Origin of the sequence: Campylobacter sp. RM19073 (assembly GCF_024723495.1) — a bacterium.
Classification (GTDB): Bacteria; Campylobacterota; Campylobacteria; order Campylobacterales; family Campylobacteraceae; genus Campylobacter; species Campylobacter porcelli.
In genome coordinates, this window is the sequence record NZ_JANQCT010000020.1 from 1 (window position 1) to 17,936 (window position 17,936).

General features: G+C 37.0%; 12 protein-coding genes, 5 tRNA genes and 1 pseudogene. 8 read left to right on the plus strand and 10 right to left on the minus strand.

Annotation, left to right across the window (positions count from 1 at the left end; genetic code table 11):
• The 4 genes from nhaA to CSUIS19073_RS06785 form a co-directional block, all read left to right on the plus strand.
• Positions 1-858 (plus strand): Na+/H+ antiporter NhaA (gene nhaA / locus CSUIS19073_RS06770; protein WP_337214395.1); only part of this gene is annotated, 858 nt, incomplete at its 5' end.
• A gap of 14 nt (positions 859-872) precedes the next feature.
• Entirely contained in the window at positions 873-2,546 is a 1,674-nt protein-coding gene (gene ilvD, locus CSUIS19073_RS06775) for a dihydroxy-acid dehydratase (protein ID WP_086237324.1), read from the plus strand.
• Between the two features lie 21 nt (positions 2,547-2,567).
• Positions 2,568-3,368, plus strand: a complete 801-nt coding sequence (locus tag CSUIS19073_RS06780) for an HpyAIV family type II restriction enzyme (protein WP_086237323.1) — start codon at positions 2,568-2,570, stop codon at positions 3,366-3,368.
• 1 nt (position 3,369) lies between these two features.
• Positions 3,370-4,479, plus strand: a complete 1,110-nt coding sequence (locus CSUIS19073_RS06785) for a DNA-methyltransferase (protein WP_086237322.1) — start codon at positions 3,370-3,372, stop codon at positions 4,477-4,479.
• Between the two features lie 37 nt (positions 4,480-4,516).
• Here CSUIS19073_RS06785 and CSUIS19073_RS06790 read toward each other — a convergent pair whose 3' ends face one another.
• From CSUIS19073_RS06790 to fliK, 3 genes and pseudogenes are all read right to left on the minus strand, one after another.
• Complete coding sequence (locus tag CSUIS19073_RS06790; protein WP_086242451.1) at positions 4,517-6,151, minus strand: flagellar hook-basal body complex protein; 1,635 nt, start codon at positions 6,149-6,151, stop codon at positions 4,517-4,519.
• Complete coding sequence (locus CSUIS19073_RS06795) at positions 6,148-6,972, minus strand: flagellar basal body rod modification protein (protein WP_086237320.1); 825 nt, start codon at positions 6,970-6,972, stop codon at positions 6,148-6,150. Before CSUIS19073_RS06795 ends, CSUIS19073_RS06790 begins: the two co-directional genes overlap by 4 nt.
• Before the next feature lie 58 nt (positions 6,973-7,030).
• Positions 7,031-7,369 (minus strand): annotated as a pseudogene (gene fliK, locus CSUIS19073_RS08350) (flagellar hook-length control protein FliK); the annotation flags it as partial.
• Between the two features lie 1,329 nt (positions 7,370-8,698).
• Between fliK and typA the strand changes: the two are divergent.
• Positions 8,699-10,501: a translational GTPase TypA gene (gene typA, locus CSUIS19073_RS06805; RefSeq protein WP_086242450.1), complete on the plus strand. Its 1,803-nt coding sequence runs from the start codon at positions 8,699-8,701 to the stop codon at positions 10,499-10,501.
• Positions 10,502-10,565: 64 nt separating this feature from the next.
• Here typA and CSUIS19073_RS06810 read toward each other — a convergent pair whose 3' ends face one another.
• Positions 10,566-11,309, minus strand: a complete 744-nt coding sequence (locus CSUIS19073_RS06810; protein WP_086237317.1) for an extracellular solute-binding protein — start codon at positions 11,307-11,309, stop codon at positions 10,566-10,568.
• 144 nt (positions 11,310-11,453) lie between these two features.
• On the opposite strand from CSUIS19073_RS06810, the gene CSUIS19073_RS06815 reads away from it, so the two are divergent.
• Positions 11,454-12,053: a nitroreductase family protein gene (locus CSUIS19073_RS06815; RefSeq protein ID WP_086242449.1), complete on the plus strand. Its 600-nt coding sequence runs from the start codon at positions 11,454-11,456 to the stop codon at positions 12,051-12,053.
• Between the two features lie 8 nt (positions 12,054-12,061).
• Positions 12,062-12,676, plus strand: coding sequence for an FAD-dependent thymidylate synthase (gene thyX / locus CSUIS19073_RS06820; RefSeq protein WP_086242448.1), 615 nt, complete (start codon positions 12,062-12,064; stop codon positions 12,674-12,676).
• A 24-nt stretch (positions 12,677-12,700) separates the two neighbouring features.
• Here thyX and CSUIS19073_RS06825 read toward each other — a convergent pair whose 3' ends face one another.
• The 5 genes from CSUIS19073_RS06825 to CSUIS19073_RS06845 form a co-directional block, all read right to left on the minus strand.
• The gene (locus tag CSUIS19073_RS06825; protein ID WP_086242447.1) at positions 12,701-13,882 is read right to left on the minus strand and encodes a multidrug effflux MFS transporter; all 1,182 of its coding nucleotides are present in this window, start codon (positions 13,880-13,882) and stop codon (positions 12,701-12,703) included.
• A 34-nt stretch (positions 13,883-13,916) separates the two neighbouring features.
• Positions 13,917-14,006, minus strand: a tRNA-Ser gene (locus CSUIS19073_RS06830).
• A gap of 162 nt (positions 14,007-14,168) precedes the next feature.
• Positions 14,169-14,242, minus strand: a tRNA-Cys gene (locus CSUIS19073_RS06835).
• Between the two features lie 5 nt (positions 14,243-14,247).
• Positions 14,248-14,334 (minus strand) — tRNA-Leu (locus CSUIS19073_RS06840).
• Positions 14,335-14,340: 6 nt separating this feature from the next.
• Positions 14,341-14,415 (minus strand) — tRNA-Gly (locus tag CSUIS19073_RS06845).
• A 127-nt stretch (positions 14,416-14,542) separates the two neighbouring features.
• On the opposite strand from CSUIS19073_RS06845, the gene CSUIS19073_RS06850 reads away from it, so the two are divergent.
• Positions 14,543-14,618, plus strand: a tRNA-Ala gene (locus tag CSUIS19073_RS06850).
• Positions 14,619-14,919: 301 nt separating this feature from the next.
• On the opposite strand, the gene CSUIS19073_RS06855 is transcribed toward CSUIS19073_RS06850, so the two are convergent.
• Positions 14,920-17,715: a flagellar hook-basal body complex protein gene (locus CSUIS19073_RS06855; RefSeq protein ID WP_180379387.1), complete on the minus strand. Its 2,796-nt coding sequence runs from the start codon at positions 17,713-17,715 to the stop codon at positions 14,920-14,922.
• Positions 17,716-17,936 lie beyond the last annotated feature (221 nt).

The following is a 17,936-nucleotide window of genomic DNA, read 5'->3' on the forward strand; positions in this document are numbered from 1 at the left end:
GGGGTTGTTTGTCCGGCTTTGATATTTTGGGGATTTAATTATAGCGATGAGTTTGCCATAAGGGGCTGGGCTATACCTACTGCTACTGATATTGCCTTTGCACTTGGTGTGCTTATGCTCCTTGGCAATAGAGTGCCTAGCTCTTTAAAGATATTTTTGCTAACTCTAGCTATTATAGATGATCTTTGTGCGATTGTGATTATAGCGCTATTTTACACTACTGAGCTATCGGCTACATCGCTTGGAATTTCATTTATTTGCGTAATTATTCTATTTATCCTAAACCGCTTAAAGGTAAATAAAAAATCCATATTTCTACTCTTTACGCTAATTTTATGGTTTAGCGTATTAAAAAGCGGCGTCCATGCTACCATAGCTGGGGTTGTAGCGGCATTTTTCATACCTATGAGAGATAGCTCTGGTGGCAGTATGCTAAAAGAGCTTGAAAAAGATCTCCACGGCGTTACAAGCTACTTTATCTTACCGATTTTTGCCTTTGTAAATGCTGGAGTTGGCTTAGCTGGGGTTGATCCTAAACAGCTGATAAATTCAGTTGGTATGGGGATATTCTTTGGCTTATTTTTTGGTAAGCAACTAGGGGTATTTTTATTTAGCCTTATATTTATCAAGCTTGGCTTTGCTAAGCTCCCTGAAGGATCAAGCTGGTTACAATTTTACGGAGTGTGTATCCTAACTGGAATAGGCTTTACTATGAGCTTATTTGTAGGAGCATTAGCGTATAATGATAGTCCAGCATTTTATCACGCTGATAAATTAGCAATATTATTAGCTAGTTTTGCTGCTGGAGTGGTGGGATATATCTATCTATTTTTACTATGCAAACCTAAAAAAGCATAAATTAAGGAGAAAAAATGAGAAGTGACAATATTAAAAAAGGCTACACCAAAACCCCACACCGATCGCTATTAAGGGCAACTGGTCTTAGAGATGAGGATTTTGATAAGCCATTTATCGGCGTGGCAAATAGCTTTATTGAGATTATTCCGGGGCATTTTTTTCTTGATAAATACTCAAAAATTCTAAAAGATGAAATTCGTAAAAATGGCTGTGTGCCATTTGAATTTAACTGCATTGGCGTAGATGATGGTATCGCTATGGGGCATGAGGGTATGCTTTATTCTCTTCCAAGCCGTGAGATTATAGCAAATTCGGTTGAAACCGTGATGAATGCTCACTGCCTTGATGCACTTGTATGTATGCCAAACTGCGATAAGATCGTTCCTGGAATGCTTATGGGAGCTTTAAGAGTAAATGTGCCAACGATATTTATAAGCGGTGGGCCGATGGCTGCTGGAGTTGGGTCTAATGGAGAGGCTTTGGATCTAAACTCAGCTTTTGAGGCCGTTGGGGCATATGAGACCAAAAAAATAGATGAAAAAGAGTTAAAGCATATTGAGTGTAATGCTTGTCCAAGTGGTGGGAGCTGCTCAGGAATGTTTACAGCAAATTCGATGAATACGCTTTGTGAGGCTATGGGGGTGGCATTAGAAGGAAATGGTACTATTTTGGCTTTAACAAAAGAGCGTGAAGAGCTAATTAGAAAAGCTGCTAAAAGGATATGCGAGATCGCCCTTGATGAGAGATATAAAATCAGAAATATCATCAACGAAAAAACGATAAAAAACGCAATGGTAGTAGATATGGCGATGGGTGGAAGCTCAAATACGATTTTACATATGTTAGCCATCAGCCGTGAAGCTAACGCACCACTAGACATCGCTAAATTAAATGATATAAGCAAAAGCGTCCCACACATAGCCAAAATCGCCCCAAGCCTACCTAGTGTGCATATGCAAGATATAGCCAAGGCTGGTGGGCTAAGTGCGGTTATAAATGAAATAGCTAAATTTAATAGCGATTTATTAAGCTTAGACGCTCTTACTATAAGTGGCGAGAGCTTAGGCAATAGAGTGAAAAATGCTGAAATTTTAGACCAAAATATAATCCACACGGCAAAAAATGCTTACTCCAAAGTCGGCGGACTAGCTATTTTATTTGGGAATTTAGCCGAGCAAGGCTGCGTGATAAAAACCGCTGGGATAATCGGCTCAAGGCAATTTAGCGGAAAAGCTGTTTGCTTTAACTCCCAAGATGAAGCTATACAAGGCATTTCAAGCGGAAAAGTTCAAAAAGGCGATGTCGTGGTCTTAAGATACGAAGGTCCAAAAGGGGGGCCAGGAATGCAAGAGATGCTAAGCCCAACAAGCCTAATCGTAGGTCGTGGGCTTGGAGCAGATGTAGCCTTAATCACAGATGGGAGATTTAGCGGAGCTACAAGGGGGCTTAGCATAGGGCATGTAAGCCCAGAAGCTGCTGAAGGCGGTATGATAGGACTTTTAAAAGATGGCGATATCATCGATATTGATGTGGATAATTTTAGTATAAATGTCCGCTTAAGCGATGATGAGATAAAAGCTAGACGCAAAGAGTGGAAATACGCTGGAAAAGTGGTAAATAGTCGCTGGCTAAGACAATATCAAAAGCTAGTTACAAACGCAAGCAACGGAGCGATTTTAGAAGCGTAGAGATAAGGCAAAATAGCAAATATGAAATATGATATTTTTAAAAATAAATTAAATAATCGAATTTTTGGCGATGATTTAAATTATGAAATTTTGCTAACTGTCTTAAAAAATCCAAAGCGATATATTGGTTTATTTAGAATCACAAATGCTAAAACAAAACTAATACAAAATCTTACTCAAAGTTGTGAAATTAAGTTTGGTGATTTTTTAGAAGAAATTTTAACTTCTTATATCGATGAGATGGGCTATGAAAATTTAGATAAAAATATCGGCACAGATGAAGAGAATAAACCTTTGAGTGCCGATCAAGTTTTTAGAAAAAATAGTGAAATTTATCTAATCGAACAAAAAGTCCGCGACGATCATGATAGCACAAAAAAACGCGGTCAATACGCCAATCTAATCAAAAAAATTCGCTGTTTAAAACAAAATTTTCCAAATCAAAAAATAAAAGTTGCAATGTGGTTTAGCGATAATTCTTTAAAGAAAAATCAAAAATTTTATACCGAGCAAATCGCAAATAATACTGACGATTTGGTAGAAATTTCGCTATTTTATGGCAAAGAAATTTTTGAAAATTTATTTTATAGAATTGATATTTGGAATGAATTAGTTTCGCATTTAAAACAAAATAAAGCTGAGCGTTCAAATGAGATTTTGAGTGTGCCTGATTTTGATACAAGCAAAGAGATTAAAAATGCCTTGTTAAAAATAAAAAATAATGAGCCAAAACTTATTAAAAATCTACTTTCAAATAAAATAGAATTTATAGAATTGCGAAAAGAGCTTTTTCCAACTGGATGCAATTTAAAAGGACTTTGAAATGGTAAAAAATCAAATTTTAAAAGGAAATTCTTTAGAGATTTTAAAAACCTTGCCAAATGAAAGCGTTGATCTTATCTTTGCCGATCCGCCATACTTTATGCGAACTCAAGGAGTTTTAAAGCGACCAGAAGGAAGCAAATTTAATGGTTGTGATGATGAGTGGGATAGTTTTAAAGATAATGAAAGTTATGCCAAATTTACTCGTTTATGGCTAGAAGAGTGTAAAAGAGTTTTAAAAAGCAATGGTTCAATTTGGGTGATTGGTGGAATGCAGTGCATTTATACAATCGGTGGGATTATGCAAGATTTAGGGTTTTGGTTTATAAACGATGTTATTTGGCACAAAAGTAACCCAACGCCAAATTTTATGGGAACTCGCTTAAATAATTCTCACGAAACTTTAATTTGGGCTTGTAAAGATAAAAAATCAAAATTTACATTTAATTACAAAACCGCAAAAGAGCTTAATAGCGATAATATAGAATTAAATTTATTTCAAAAAGGCAAACGAAAACAACTTGGTTCTGTTTGGAAATTTCCAGTTTGCAGTGGCAATGAGAGATTAAAAGATGAAAATAAAGATAAGCTCCACTCCACGCAAAAGCCAGAAGCCTTACTCTATAGAGTGATTGCAATTAGCTCAAAAATTGGCGATTTGGTGCTTGATCCATTTGGCGGAACTATGACAACAGCTGTTATGGCAAAGAGACTTGGGAGAGATTTTATAATGATAGAGCAAAATGAGAGATACATAAACTTTGGCTTAAAAAGGCTAGAAAATATAGAATTTCAAAATAGCGATATAGCAATGGCTAAATTTGATAAGAAGCCTTTAAAAGTAAAAATGAGCGATATGATTAAGGCTAAATTTTTTAAAATTGGAGAGAAATTTTATCTAAAAAATAGCGATAAATTTGCAATCTTAAAAGATGATGGAAAGCTTGAGTTCGATGGCGAAATCTATGATATGCATACCTTAGCAGCTAAGTTTAAAAATGCCAAATCACCTCGCTTGAACGGCTTTAAATTTTGGGAAGTTTTAAGAGAAGATAAGCCTATTTTAATCGATAAAATTAGAGAAAATTATAGACAAAATTTAACACTCTAATCAAATATCAATAAAAATAAGAATATCTTAATCAATCTTAGCGTTTCATATTTATAGCGTTTTTTATCATCTCATCGGCGGTTGTTATTGATTTTGAGCTAGCATCAAACATCTTTTGTATTATTATCATATCAGTTAGCGATACGCCCAAATTCACATTACTCATCTCTAAAGTATAGTTTCTAATCGCAGCACCATAAACAACATCGCCATTTGCATCAGTAAAAAATATCGGCTCTCCTGAGTTTGGACTAGCTTGGTATATATTTTCACTAGCCTTGCTTAAACCTTGATTGTTTTGAAAGTGATATAACGCCACCTTAGCTACGGTAGTCATATCGCCATTATCAAAAACAGCCAAAATATCTCCACTATCACTCATAGAATATTTTTCAAGAAGTCCTTCTGGCTTACCATTTTTTTTCACGACTAATTCTGGGTCGCTTTGCTCGGCTGGACGAAGTCCATTAAAGCCACTATTTGGGATATTTTCATCATATGGAGTGCCTAAATTTAACTCCACATTTGCCCCACCATTATTAATCCCACCTAAAGTATTGCTTAATAACGCTCCCTTTTCATTAAATCTAAGCTCACCTTGAGATACGCTAATAATCTCCCCATCTGGACCTAGCACGCTTGCTAAGGCTTCAAAAACTATATTTTCACCTTGGGGAACTTGCTTTGTAAATTCAAGTTGTAAAATATTTTTATCCCCATTTGGAGCCCATAAATCAGTGGTAAATGTCTGTGTATTAGCAATTTGCTGTGGCACAATGGCTGTGGCTTTATACTCTAGCTCTGCTTCTAAATTCAGCCCAGCCATAGCATTATCAAAGCCAATTACAAAAGCCCCACCATCTAAGGTCTGAGTCTTAATCTCTACGCTTTTACCATCTTTATCAGTTATAGTAATCGCTACTTCTTTATCAGCTGAATTTGGATAATGCACCTCAGGGGTTTGATGGAGATTTCCAGCGACTATAATTGTATTGTTATCCTTATCGATCTGTGCTTCTAAAGTTTCGCTACTAAGCTCCACGCTTTGGTGCTCGGTTTTAATCGTAGAATCTAAATATCCCAAGTAGCTTACCTGAGTTGTAGGCGTAGCTGGAACATACAAAATATCAGGCAAATTTATCTTAGTTTGATCGTTTATGGCATTTAGCTTTACCTCTTGACCAACTGGCAAGGTATAAGCCTCCACATTACCATCAGTCACGCCAAGCTTACCTAACGCACTCTCTCCCAAAGCAGCAGGAGCTAAAGCGGCTGTAGAGCCTAGTAGATACATACCACTTCTATTTACTAAATCCCCATTTTTATCCTTAGCAAATTCGCCATTTCTAGTAAAATACTGCTCCCCATCAACGCCAATCAAACCAAAAAATCCATCTCCATCTATTGCCATATCAAAGACATTATCTGTAGTTTGCAAACTACCTTGAGTAAAATTCAAAGAAGTTGCCATCTTAGTTGAGCCTAGCCCAATCTGAGAATACACAGGTGAGCTAGAAGCACTATTTAATGTGGTGTAAAATAGGCTTTTAAATTCAGTCGTTGAGGTCTTATAACCTACGGTATTGATATTTGAGACATCATTTCCGATTGCGTTATGACCAAACTCAGCAGTCTTAACCCCATTTACGCCATTATAAAATCCTACCATCATGAGCTAGATACCTCATCTTTATTGCTCTCATCTTTGGCTACTTCATCTTTAGTTGTCTCATCTACAACATCATCTTTGCTTGTGCTAGAATTACTATTATCTGAATTTACACTATACACAACCGGCTCAGTAAATTCACGCACACTATCCATAGTTACATACTCTCCAGCTACTTTGATATACGCTACACCTTTATCAAATTTAACCGCCTCTACTGGATACTGCCCCAAAACAGTCTCTCTATTAGCCCCACTTGCGTCTATATATTTAGCTTTTATCAAGTATTCGCCAGGGAGAGTTGGCTCACCATTATTATTTTTTCCATCCCATTTAAATTGATTAACCCCAGATTTAACATCGCTTATGCTAACATTACGAATTACATTACCTAAAGAGTCATAAATCTCTATTGTTCCACCCTTAGCATCTACTGGGAAGTATAGACTAAAATTCACTTCAGATGAGGTTGTATCTTTAGCTACTGAGTTGGTTAGATTAGCCATCTTGCCTAATGCGCTCATAGCGTTTAAAGAGGCACTTGCTTGCATCTGCTGACTTAATTGCGTCATAACTTGATTAGTTTTTTCTTGCATCTCTACTGTGGCTAGCTGGCTAGTTTGCTCAAGCATTTTAGCACTATCCATAGGCTCGGTTGGATCTTGGTGTTGAAGTTCAACTAAAAGAAGCTTTAAAAAGGCATCTTTATCTAGTTGCGAATTTGGATTTACGCCACCTGATACGCTATCTGCTTTTTGTTTTGCCTCGTTTGCCGCCCAAATATCAGTGGTGAATTGCGGTGTTGAATTTACAGATGTTGCCATGCTTCTCTCCTAAATTTATTATATATTTTTATTGCTTTAAGCAAATTTCATTCCTATTTTAGAAATATTTTGGCAATACTACTTCTAATATAGTCTCTTCATCTTGAGCTACTTCACTTAATTCATCGCCATTTGAGTTAAATTTTTGCCTTTTATTATCGCTTTGGCTCTGCTCTTTATTTGCATTATCGCTAAAATTCATTGATAACTCACTAAATCCCATATTTACAAGACTAGCTTTAAACTCAGCTTGGTGCTGTATAAAAAGCTGCATTGTCTGGGTATTTGAGTTGAAATTTATATGTAAATTTGAGCCACGATTAATGAGTGTTACCTCAACCTCGCCTAAATTCCCTGGATTTAATGTCAGATGAAATCTAGTAATTGGCGGTTTATATTCACTGATTTTCTCTTGTAGTTGTGTAGCAAAGTTATCAAAGACTTGTCTAAGGTGCGGTTTTAGCTCCTTAGCGTCTAGCTTTGCCATATTAATTATATCTTTTGTTGCTTGATTTGAGCCGTTTTGATTATCAAAATTATTGGAATTTTGCTCGCCATTTGTCTGGCTAGAACTCTCCAAAATATGGCTTTGAGTAGGAGATGACTCCTTAGTTTCCTTCATAGCTTTTTGCATAATATTTGCTAGATAATCATCAATGCTATTTTGCGAATTGTGTGAATTTCCAGCCGTATTAGAACTCTCTAGCTTAAGACTAGATTTTGTCTGCATTTTCTCCATCTTTGGCTCATCTAAAAGCGTATTTTTAGGCTCACTTTTTTGAAAATTCTCTTTTAATAACTCTTTTAAATCCACTTTTGGCTCTGATTTTATATCTGATTTGCCTTGTGGTTTTGGCTCATCATCACTTATAAATTTACCATCTGTCTTTATCTCTACACTTTGACCTAGCATTAATTTGCTTAAAACATTTTTATCACTATTTTCTGCTTTTTGAATACTCTTTTCTATATCTTTAATCACATTTATATCAATCTTTTGATTTATCATTGGAATTTGGTTAAAAAAGCCTTTGGAGTTTAAATTTTTAAACTCGCTTTTTAAAGCCTCAATCCCATCTTTTGTGATCTTTATCTTGCTTAATCCTAGATTAAATTTCTCACTCAAATTTAGCAAATCTTCCAAGTTTTTAGCCCCTTTTAACTCCTTAATATTCTTCTCAGTGGCTAAAAATTTATTTAAATTTGCACTTACTAAATTGCTAATTCCAGTTTTCATTGCTCCATCTTGAGAGTCCAAAAGCCCAAGTAAAGTGATAAAATCAGCATTTTCAAGCATTATTTCATCTGAATTTTGTATATTTTGTAAGTTAGAGACCTTGCTATTTTCAGTATCATCACTGCTAATTTTTTGATTTGATTTAGTGCTGTTTTGCTCTATTTGGTTTTGTTTGATTTTATCATCTTGCGTATTTTGAGAAGTTTCATACTCTTTTACGCTATTTTCAATCATTTTATAAAAGCTATCATCTTGATTATTTGTGCTACTATTTTCGCTCTTAGATGGGACTTGAGTTGTGGTATTTAAGCTAGCTAAAGCTTCATTTAAACCTTGCATTTGCTATCCTAATTTAGGTGAATTTTACGGATTTCTAGCAAATTCTATTCCAAATTTAATAGCAAATTCATAGAAGTTAAATTCAAAGCAAATTTAGCAATTTTTAGATATAATCTAGGCCAAAAATTTGAAAAATCTAAGGAAAATCTTTTGGAAAATATAAGAAATATCGCAGTTATAGCACATGTCGACCATGGTAAGACCACAATGGTAGATGAGCTACTTAAGCAATCAGGCACATTTACAGAACACCAAAATATTGGCGAGAGAGTTATGGATAGTAATGATATTGAGCGTGAGCGTGGTATTACGATCCTTAGCAAAAATACAGCCATAAGATATAAAGATTATAAAATCAATATTATAGATACTCCAGGACACGCTGATTTTGGTGGCGAGGTTGAGCGTGTTTTAAAGATGGTAGATGGAGTTTTACTCCTTGTAGATGCGCAAGAAGGCGTAATGCCTCAAACCAAATTCGTCGTTAAAAAAGCTCTATCTTTAGGTCTTCGCCCGATAGTGGTAGTAAATAAAATTGACAAACCAGCTGGCGATCCTGATAGAGTTATCAATGAAATTTTCGATCTATTTGTCGCACTTGATGCCAATGATGAACAACTAGAGTTTCCAATAGTCTATGCCGCAGCTAAAAATGGCTACGCAAAACATAAATTAGAAGATGAAAATACCGATATGGGACCGCTATTTGAGGCTATTATAAATCATGTCCCAGCCCCAAGTGGCAAGGATGAAAATCCACTTCAACTTCAAGTTTTTACCCTTGATTATGATAATTATGTAGGTAAAATCGGTATTGCGAGAATTTTCAATGGCAAAATTAGCAAAAACCAAAGCGTAATGCTAGCCAAAGCCGATGGCAGCAAAACCACAGGCAGAATCAGCAAATTAATCGGATTTTTAGGCCTTGAAAGAATCGATATAGAGAGTGCAAATAGCGGTGATATCGTAGCTATTGCTGGTTTTGATGCTTTGGATGTAGGCGATAGCGTAGTCGATCCAAATAACCCTATGCCGCTCGACCCACTCCATATAGAAGAGCCAACTTTAAGCGTTGTATTTAGCGTAAATGACTCTCCGCTTGCTGGGACTGAGGGTAAATTTGTAACTTCAAATAAGCTTGATGAGCGTTTAGAGAGCGAGATGAAGACAAATATCGCTATGAAATATGAAAATATCGGCGAAGGTAAATTCAAAGTAAGTGGCCGTGGAGAGCTACAAATCACAATTTTGGCTGAAAATATGCGTAGAGAGGGCTTTGAGTTCTGTCTTGGTAGGCCTGAGGTGATTATAAAAGAGATTGATGGGGTTAAATGCGAGCCTTATGAACTTTTAGTAATCGATGCGCCTGATGATTGTACTGGCGCCGTGATAGAAAAACTTGGCAAAAGAAAAGCTGAAATGGTAAGCATGAATCCAACTGGCGATGGGCAAACTAGAATTGAATTTGAAATCCCAGCTCGTGGGCTTATCGGCTTTAGAAGTCAGTTTTTAACAGATACCAAAGGCGAAGGCGTGATGAATCATAGCTTTTTGGAATTTCGCCCACTAAGTGGCTCAGTAGAACACAGAAGTAATGGCGCTTTAGTGAGTATGGAAAATGGCGTGGCTCTAGCTTATTCTTTATTTAATCTCCAAGATCGTGGGGTGCTATTTTGCGATCCGCAAACCAAGGTTTATGTCGGTATGATAATAGGCGAACATAGCCGTCCAAATGACCTTGATGTAAATCCTATCAAAGGCAAAAACTTAACAAATGTGCGTGCAAGCGGTAGCGATGACGCTATAAAACTAGTCCCACCACGCAAACTAAGCTTAGAGCGAGCTTTAGAGTGGATAGAAGAAGATGAATTAGTAGAAGTAACGCCAGTAAATATTAGGGTGAGAAAACGCTATCTTGACCCAACACTTCGTAAAAGAATGGCGAAAAAATAAACCTACTTATAAAAAGGCAGGAGTCATCTCCATGCCTTTTTAAATTTAAATTATTTTACTTCAATTATTTTACTTGCCAGCCCCATTTTTTCCATACTTTTTGAGCATCTTTAGATTGGACAAACTTTATAAATTCCATAGCAACTTCTTTATTTTTTGTGCTACTTGTTACAGCTATCTCTGCTGCACGATAAATTATAAAATCTTTACCAGCTTGTACAAAATCTACTTTATCCTCACCTAAAACTTTAGCCCAATGAGACCATATTATAAGTGCATCTATGCTATCATCACTATTCCAGCGATCAACTGCCATTTTTGAATTTGGAGCATAATACACTATATTTTTTCTAAGTTTTAATAGATGATTTCTTTTACCATTTTTAAGCGCCATATCTTCATATAGACCCACTTGACCAGCACCATCTACAACCATTACATTAATATTATCTTTAAGTAGATCTTTAAAACTTTTTATATTTTTAGGATTACCTTTTTTAACTACTATTCCAGCCTCTCTAATATTTAAAACCTCTACATTTTTAACATCTAAATTACCATCAAATGCTTTAATAAATCCATCCATCATAGATGAGTTACCAGCAAAAATAATATCAGCATCTGCTTTTGCTTGATTGATCCACTGACCAGTAGGACCTGCAACTATTTTAACTTTTTTACCTTTTTTAGCTTCAAATTCAGTTGCTAATTCTTTTAAAACAGGGGCTGGCCCACCAGGTCCATACGCAATAACTTCTGCATATATAGCTGAACTAAATAGCAAAGATGCAAACAATATTCTTTTCATAAATATGTCCTTAATAATAAAATTTAAGCCTAATGATTCTACATATTTTTTATTAATAAAATTAAAATTTCATACAGTCTAAAAATTTTAACCAAATATTGGCAAAATACCGCTATAATCTACAAAATAACTAAAGGAGAATAGATGAAAAAAATAATGCAAGAACGCTACTCATGTAGAGAATTTAACTCCAAAAAGATAGATAATAGCATTATAGAAGAGATCCTAGACCTTACTAGATTAAGCCCAAGCTCATGCGGACTTGAGCCATGGAAATTTATGGTAGTTAGCAAAGAAAACGATCTAAAAGAGTTGGGCCAAATTTGTAATAACCAAGCCCAAGTAAGCGGTTGTAGCCACGCTATAATCATCATCGCACGCAACGACCTAAAAAGCGGTTGTGACTTCATAAGAACTCAAGTAGATCGCAAACCACGCACACCTGAAAGATTACAAAAAGCTCTTGATCACTTCGCAGATAGATTTAACCCACAAACCGATGAAGAGCTAATGCACTACGCCTCGCTCCAATGCTACATAGCAAGTGCCAATATGGTAAATATCGCTCAAAGCCTAGGGGTAAAAAGTTGTATTGTGGCTGGTTTTGATCCGCAAAAATTAGATGATTTTGTAAATTTAGGTGAGCATTTCAGACCTGTTCTTGTGATAGCCTTGGGTTATAGCGATGAGTTAGCCCCAGCTAAAATCCGTCAAAGCAAAGATCAAGTCGTGATCTATAAATAGGCATAGATATGGATGTAAAATTACTAAATTATACGCCGCTTTGGATATGCTCAAATGCTATTCGCACTTGCTGGCAAAGCTTCGATAAAGGCGATAATGGCGGCGAAATAGATCTAGCTTTAATCGATAGAGTAGGCAATAAACTCAAACACGCAAGCACGCTAGAGCATCTATTTTATAACTTTTACATAAAAGGTATTAGCAGAGCTTGCCTCCAAGAGTTAGCTCGCCACCGCATAGCTAGCCTAAGCGTCAAATCCACTAGATACACCCTAAAAGAGCTAAAAAACGAAAGCGAATTTAAGCCTAATGATTTTGAAAATGCAAGTAGATATATAGTGCTAACTAGCAATGAATTTGTAGATAACGCAAGCATAAACGCACTTGAAAACTTACGCCAAATTCTAAACCAAAACACAAGCTTAGATATAGCCAAATACTGCCTTCCAGAGAGTTATAAAACAGAATTAAGCTGGAGTATAAACGCTAGAAGCTTACAAAATTTCTTAAGCCTTAGAAGCTCGAAATCCGCCTTATGGGAGATAAGAGATCTAGCAAATTTAATATACCAAAATTTACCACAAGAGCATAAATTTATCTATCAAGATTTTATTTCGGCTTAAATTTTATAATTGGCTTGAAATATTTCAAGCCTTTTTATAAAACAAAATAGTCGCAAACAAACAAGGTAACAACATCGCCAAAGACAAAAATAACGGAGTATTAGCCTCAAAAAATCCCACACAAAAAGCCACCACGCCAGCTAGCCCAAACTGCATAGTCCCGAGCACCGCCGAAGCCGTCCCAGAGTGGTCTTTAAACCTAGCCATAGCTAGTGTAGTTGAATTTGGCAAGATAAATCCTAGCATTCCAATAGCTATAAACACTCCAACCTCAAAAGCCCAAAATCCAAGCTGGATAAATGCCACAAAGCTAATAAAAATTAACGCTACAAGCATAGCAATCAAGGCAAATTTAAGCAAAATTTCGCAATCAAATTTTCTACTAAACCTAGCATTGATATTAGCAAACAAAACAAAAGAGAAGGAATTAATACCAAATAATATACCATATTTAGTCTCATCAAGCCCAAAATGCCCCATAAAAACAAATGATGAACCAGTAATATAAGCAAAAAGCACCGCCGAAGCAAGAGCTCCAATCAAGCAATAAAGAATAAAAATAGGCTCTTTTAAAACAAATTTATAGCTACTAATTGTCGCTTTGTGAGAGAATTTAACTCGTTCTACCATAGACTCTTTAAGCCCAAAAATGATAAATAAAAGTAGCAAAATCCCTAGCATAAATAGCACCGCAAATATACTTTGCCAAGAAAAGTATCTTAGTAAAATACCGCCAAATGTCGGAGATAGCATAGGTGCAAGCGATGAAAAGACCATCATCAAAGCATATATCCCAGCGGCATCTTTAATATCAAAATTATCATTGACAATCGCCCTAGCGATCACCACACCAGCACATCCGCCAAGTGCTTCAAAAAATCTTAAAGTGATAAAAACATAGATATTATCCACCATCACGCACCCAAGACTTGAAGCGATAAATATCAAAATACCGATAATAAGCGGCATTTTACGACCAAAAATATCGCTCAAAGGCCCATAAATCAGCTGCCCAAACGCAAATGCTATAAAAAAACTAGCCAAGCTAAGCTGAGTTAAAAACTCACTAGCCTCAAAACTACTTTGAACATGAGAAAGCGCAGGTAGATACATATCAGTAGATAATGGCGCAATGCTAGACATAAAAGCTAAAATAATGATTAATTTAAATTTAGAAAATCCATGAACTTTTGAACTACTTTGCATAAAATAGCCTTAAAAATTTTAGTTGATTGAGTAGTGGCCGGGAGAAAGGGATTCGAACCCCTGGAGGCTTTCACACCTCAACGGTTTTCAAGACCGCCGCTTTCGACCACTCAGCCATCTCCCGAATGAATTAATTAGAAGTTTTTATCCAGCTAGCACCTTGATTGATCTTACCTTTAGACCACTCATAAGCACTTCTAAAATCCTCTTTGACTCCATGCCATGTATGGAACATCCATATAATAACAAGATAAAAGTATATAACGCATATTAACCCTGTAAAATATGGAGGCGACACCCAGATTCGAACTGGGGGTAAAAGCTTTGCAGGCTTCTGCCTTACCACTTGGCCATGTCGCCATGTGTGGTGCCCAGAGCCGGACTTGAACCGGCACGGAAGTAATTTCCGAGGGATTTTAAGTCCCTTGTGTCTACCATTCCACCACCTGGGCAAAATATGGAGCGGGAAACGAGATTCGAACTCGCGACCCCAACCTTGGCAAGGTTGTGCTCTACCCCTGAGCTATTCCCGCAATAATTTTGAAAGTTGAATAATAGCAAAAGAAAACTTAAAATTTAATTTGATTAAATGAATTTGGTAAATTTATTTAATTTCATAAAATTATAAGCAAAATAAGTGTATCATTACGCCATCTTGATGGGGTTATAGCTCAGCTGGGAGAGCGCTTGAATGGCATTCAAGAGGTCGGCGGTTCGATCCCGCTTAACTCCACCAATTAAGCTTATTTTAAATTTCTTTTGATTTACAATATTTTAAAATAACACGACATATCCGCTATTTTAGCTTATTTTGACTTAACTTGCTTTTGATATAAGATAAATAAGTAACTAGAAAATTATTAGGTAACTTTTACTAAAAGGACGGCAAAATAAGCAATATCTCAAAGGCAAATTTACTAGATTATATACTTAGCTAACCCATACCAAGCATATTTATCTGCGTTAATTCGCCTTGTGATGTTTCTCAAGCCTATATAAGATAAAGACTTCTTGCGAAGTCTAGCAAAACAAAAATACTATTGCTTAATCTGTAATAAAGCTGTTAGCATTTGGTCGCTTGTGGTGATGGTTTTGGAGTTGGCTTGATAGCCCCTTTGGACTACGATTAGCTGAGTTAGTGCTCTACTTAGATCCACATTACTCATCTCCAAGGCACTAGCTGTGATAGTCCCACGCCTACTAGTTCCAGCCGCCCCAAAGATCGGATCTCCGCTATTTGCTGTTTGGCTAAAGATATTGCCACCCCTAGTCTCTAGACCTTCATTATTAGTAAAGACCGCTAGGCTCACTTGCGCTAGACCAAAGCTCCTACCATTGCTAAAGCTTCCTATTATCGTTCCAGACTCATCTACCCTAGTGCCAGTTAGGTTACCAGCAGCGTAGCCATCTTGGACGATATTGTCAGTTGAGCTTGGATTATCATTACTTCTTAGACCATTTGAGTCGCCGATTTTACCAAAATTTAGCTCGATATTTTGCCCTGGAGCTGAGCCGTTATTCGCCGTGAAAGTCAAAGTAGATGGGGTAAATCCTAGCAAGGTTCCATCGTTATTAAACCTAGCTGAGCCTGATATGACATTTGATACATCTCCATCGGCATTTAGCACCCCTGGCTCTGGGACTTGGATTAGCAGCGACCACTCGGTGCCATTTTCTGGACTATAGCTGATCTTTCTCCACTCAAATTTAATCTCATGCTTAGAGCCTAAGCTATCATATATCTCAGTTGTAGCAGAGTGGCTAGACATTGTAAGGTTGCTACTAACTCTTGAGCTAGTTCCTGTGCTTAGGCCACCGCTAAGGCTTTTGAATACATCAGCTAGGGCTGAGTTTTCATTGATATTTTGTGCTAGATTGCTATAGCCTGTAACTGAAATTTGCATATTATAGTCATTGATATATGTATCTTGATTTGATGGGACTTGTTTTTGGCCATTTGCGTCAGTAAAGGCATTTGGGCTATCTTTTACCGGATTACCGCCTGGACCGGCTGGGTTTGCTTGAGTCATGTGGCCATCATTTTGGCCGTAGCTAGCATCACCGGCTGGGTTTTCGAAGACGAATTGACCCTTTTCATTGACTGTTACTTTCACCCCATCATTTAAATTCGTATCTCTATATGTGGCGTTGCTATGTTCGTTACCGGTTGGAGCTGGTAAGCCATTAGCAGCGTTATTATTAGCATCTGGATTTCCATCGGCATCTAGTGGAGAATTCCACTCTCTTGAGGCGAATTCGGCCAATTTGTCATTAGTTACTAACTCTCTTACAGCTTCTTTTAGATCATTTATAGTGGTGATTTGCGCATTTTGCATTATTTGATTTGATGAGTTCAATATATTTACCATTACGCCTACTGCAGCTTCAGAAATCGGTTCTGTTATGGCGCCATTATTTTTAAAATCATTAAATGTAGCTTGTGTATCTTGTAATACTCTTTGTATTTCCTGTTGTACATTTTGTTTAGCTGTTCCTACATTTCCGTTTGCTGTGTCAATAATGCCTAATATTTTATTTGTGATATATGTCGCACCATTTACGGCATTTGAGACATTAGAGCCACTATAATTGACATACTCTCTAGCGTCTGTTTGCATAGCTTTTCTTAGATCTTCTGTGGTTCTAACTACCCTAGCAGCACTATCACTATAGAGATGCCCCGCATTAGTGCCAGCGGCTGATGAGTAGGTGTATTTGTATGCGGTTATGACATTTGTGCTTCTGATAGATGTGGTATCATCTTCATATTTTTTGATTTTTATATTTTTAGATGCGTCGGTGGTGCCTGTGTTATTATTATTAGTTAGTTGGAGTTCGTTGCCATTTATTACAGTGGCTTGGACGCCAGTTCTATTAGTAAATTCATTTATCTTTTTGGCTACTTCATCCATTTTAGTGATAGTTAAAGCTGGGATCTCTATACCATTTATGGAGATATGTAGGGTGCGTTCTGCCGGTTGTTGCTGATTGTTTTGTTGATTATTTAAAGCACCAAATTGAACTTTCGCATCGGCGTAGCTGACCCACATACCTTGACCTTCTCTTAGATTTACCCCTTCTCCAGCAGAGTTAAATACTACGCCTAGATCCACGCCAGCTTCTTTGATGGCGACTTCTTTATTGGAGTTGATATAGTATGTGTTGGTATTTAGGTCGTTTGGGTTTTTGGCTTCGCCATCATCCCATAGGCCATTGCCATTAAGGTCTAAAAAGTCATTATACTGGTCAAGTGTGTAGATGGGGGAGTTTTTGGTTCCGATATTTGAGCCGGAATTTAGATTGGCGATGATGGCAAGCTCGCTAGTGGGATTAGCCTCCATAGACATACCTGGCTCTATAACGATATTTTTAAGCGGTCCAGTAGGGTCTATCAAGCCGGTATCTTGATTTCTAAGCCAGCCTTGGACTATATAGCCGTTGCGATCTACGAAATTACCTAGAGAATCTAAGCTAAAATCGCCGTTTCTAGTGTATAGATAGGTCTTGCCACCATCTGGGGATACGACGAAAAATCCATCGCCTTGGATAGCCATATCGCTTTGTTTCTCGGTGGTTTGGATAGTGCCTTGCTTGAAAATTTTAGTAACTGTATTGACTGTGGAGCCAAGGCCAATTTGCATAGAGTTCTTGCCGCCTAGATTGCCTTGTGGAGCGGTGGCGACCTTTTGGGTTTGGCTGAAAAGATCGGCAAAACTCGCACGAGAATATTTAAAGCCTACGGTATTGACATTGGCTATGTTGTTACCTTCGACATCCATAGCTACTTGGTGTGCCTGAAGACCAGTAACTCCAGACCATAATGCTCCCATCATTGGTAATCCTTTATATTGGAATTTGATTTTTGAGTATGGGGAAAGCAAAAAGCGTTCCAAAATTTGGTTTTGGGGTTAAAAAATAATAATCAAGCTATCGCTTGACAACCTTGAAAGGCTTTTATAAAATTTTCGCAACAAAAAACTCGAAGGAGTTTTTGGCGAAAATTTGGAGTAAAAATAAAAATGCCAAACTGGGAAGGGGTTGGGATTTTAAGGGG